The organism is Bartonella sp. AP57NXGY (assembly GCF_042195805.1).
GTDB lineage: Bacteria > Pseudomonadota > Alphaproteobacteria > Rhizobiales > Rhizobiaceae > Bartonella.
In genome coordinates, this window is the sequence record NZ_JBHIOZ010000196.1 from 1 (window position 1) to 2,176 (window position 2,176).

At 41.4% G+C, this 2,176-nt stretch carries 1 protein-coding gene and 1 pseudogene; both read left to right on the top strand.

Going from position 1 to position 2,176, the window contains the following annotated elements; genetic code table 11:
- A pseudogene (locus ACFIL8_RS09375) lies at positions 1–742 on the top strand (cell envelope biogenesis protein TolA); the annotation flags it as partial.
- A 38-nt stretch (positions 743–780) separates the two neighbouring features.
- Complete coding sequence (tolB, locus tag ACFIL8_RS09380; RefSeq protein ID WP_375645667.1) at positions 781–2,106, top strand: Tol-Pal system beta propeller repeat protein TolB; 1,326 nt, start codon at positions 781–783, stop codon at positions 2,104–2,106.
- Positions 2,107–2,176: the final 70 nt, after the last annotated feature.

The following is a 2,176-nucleotide window of genomic DNA, read 5'->3' on the forward strand; positions in this document are numbered from 1 at the left end:
GGAGGATGCGCCCAAGGCTGCACCTGAGACGCCTTTGGAGGCACCGGAGGATGCCTCTAAGGTTGCGCTCAAGCCTGCGCACAAAAATGAAGAAATGATATCGCCAAAAGAATTGGCTCCAACGGTCCCAAAAGTATCAGCAGAGCAGATTGTTCATCAAGCGCCCAAAATTGTACTTCCAGAAAAATCTCTTCTTCCACAGTTTAAACCAAAGTTTGACGGAGAATTTCCAAAGAAGAATGAGGCTGCATTGAATCAAAAGACGCCAAAGCTTAACAAGAAAAACCAAGAGAAACAGACCATTGAAGATATTTTAGCTCTGGAGGAAAATAATTTGCTCAATCGTGCGCGGTCACAAGGAGGGGGAGCAAAACGTTCTCATACACCAGAAGCTTTGGGTGCAAGAAAAAATATTAATGATACCACAAAAATGGCACAAACATTGGTCAATATTGCGGGGGGATGTATTCAACAGAAGCTTAAACTTGTGGCGCTTGGCGGCGATTTAAAAAATCGTCCGGTCGTGCGGTTGCGATTTTATTTAGACCGTGAAGGGATGGTTGTGGGCGATCCTATCATTGATCCCATAAGCGGCCTTGAGAGTCAACAAGCTATTATGATAAGGCAGGTGTATGCTGCTGTCTTTTCATGCCAACCTTATGCAGATCTCCCACGTGATCAATATGATCTATGGGGGCAAGGTTTTGACTTTAATGTTGATCCCCTCCAAGAAATAAGATGATAAACGAGAAAAAAGCGCTTAACGAAAGGACACATTCCATGATGACTATAACGAGACATAAAGTTTTTGCTTGGTTTATTGTCACTTGTGGGGTGTGGCTTTCAAGTATTTCATCGGGTTATGCGCAATTGAAAGGAACTATTTCGAGCGCTGATTTTAATCCCATTCCCATTGCAATTACAGACTTTATTTCCAATGATTCGATTGGGTTGAAAATATCTGCTGTGGTGACAGCCGATCTCGAACGGTCGGGGCTGTTTTTACCGCTTGATAAAGCAAATTTTTTTGAAAACATTTCTAATCCTAATAAACAACCACATTTTGCTTCTTGGCAGAAAATAAAAGCGCAAGGTTTAGTTACTGGGCAAGTCATGAGAGAAATCGATGGACGTTTGAGGGTCGATTTTCGTTTATGGGATGTGTTTGGACAAAGACAATTGAAAGGACGGCGTTTTTATACTGCGACAGAACGTTGGCGGCGTGTGGCACATATGATCGCAGATGAGATCTATAGTGAGATGACAGGAGAAAGTGGTTATTTTGATACACGAATTGTTTTTATCGATGAAACAGGTCCTCAAAATGCACGCATTAAACGTTTAGCAATGATGGATCAAGATGGAGCAAATTTGATTTATATGTCTGATGGAAGTGAATTGGTGCTTACACCGCGGTTTTCACCAAAAAGACAAGAATTGACCTATATGGCTTACGAGGACAATCAAGTACCTCATGTTTATCTCCAACAAATTGAAATGGGGCAAAGAGAGTTGATCGGAACGTTTAATAACATGACAATTGCTCCGCGTTTTTCTTCTGATGGACAAAAAGTTATCATGAGTTTGTTACAAAATGATGGGAGTGCCAATCTTTACACTATGGATTTACGAACCCGTACGATGACGCGACTTACAACAACTTCTGCTATTGATACTTCTGCTTCTTATTCACCGGATGGAAAACAAATTGTCTTTTCTTCAGATCGTAGTGGAAAGCCGCAAATCTATAAAATGAATGCGGATGGGAGTGATATTCAGCGTATTTCTTCAAACGATGGGAGTTATTCAACACCTATTTGGTCTCCACGGGGTGACTATATCGCCTTTACAAAACAATTAAGCGGACAATTTTCTATCGGTGTTATGCGCCCTGATGGACAAGGAGAACGAATTTTAACCACAGGGTTTCACAATGAAGGACCAACGTGGGCCCCTAATGGTCGTGTGCTGATGTTCTTTCGCAAAAATCCCGGTATGGGACCAAAAATTTATACGATTGATATTACGGGTCGCAATGAACGACAACTTCCTACCCCCAATGATGCTTCAGATCCAGCATGGTCGCCTTTGCTCAATGTACAGTAAAACAAAATGCTTAAAAACAGAATATAGAAGGAATATAGTCTACACAGTCTCAAGTTTAAACAATCTCAAT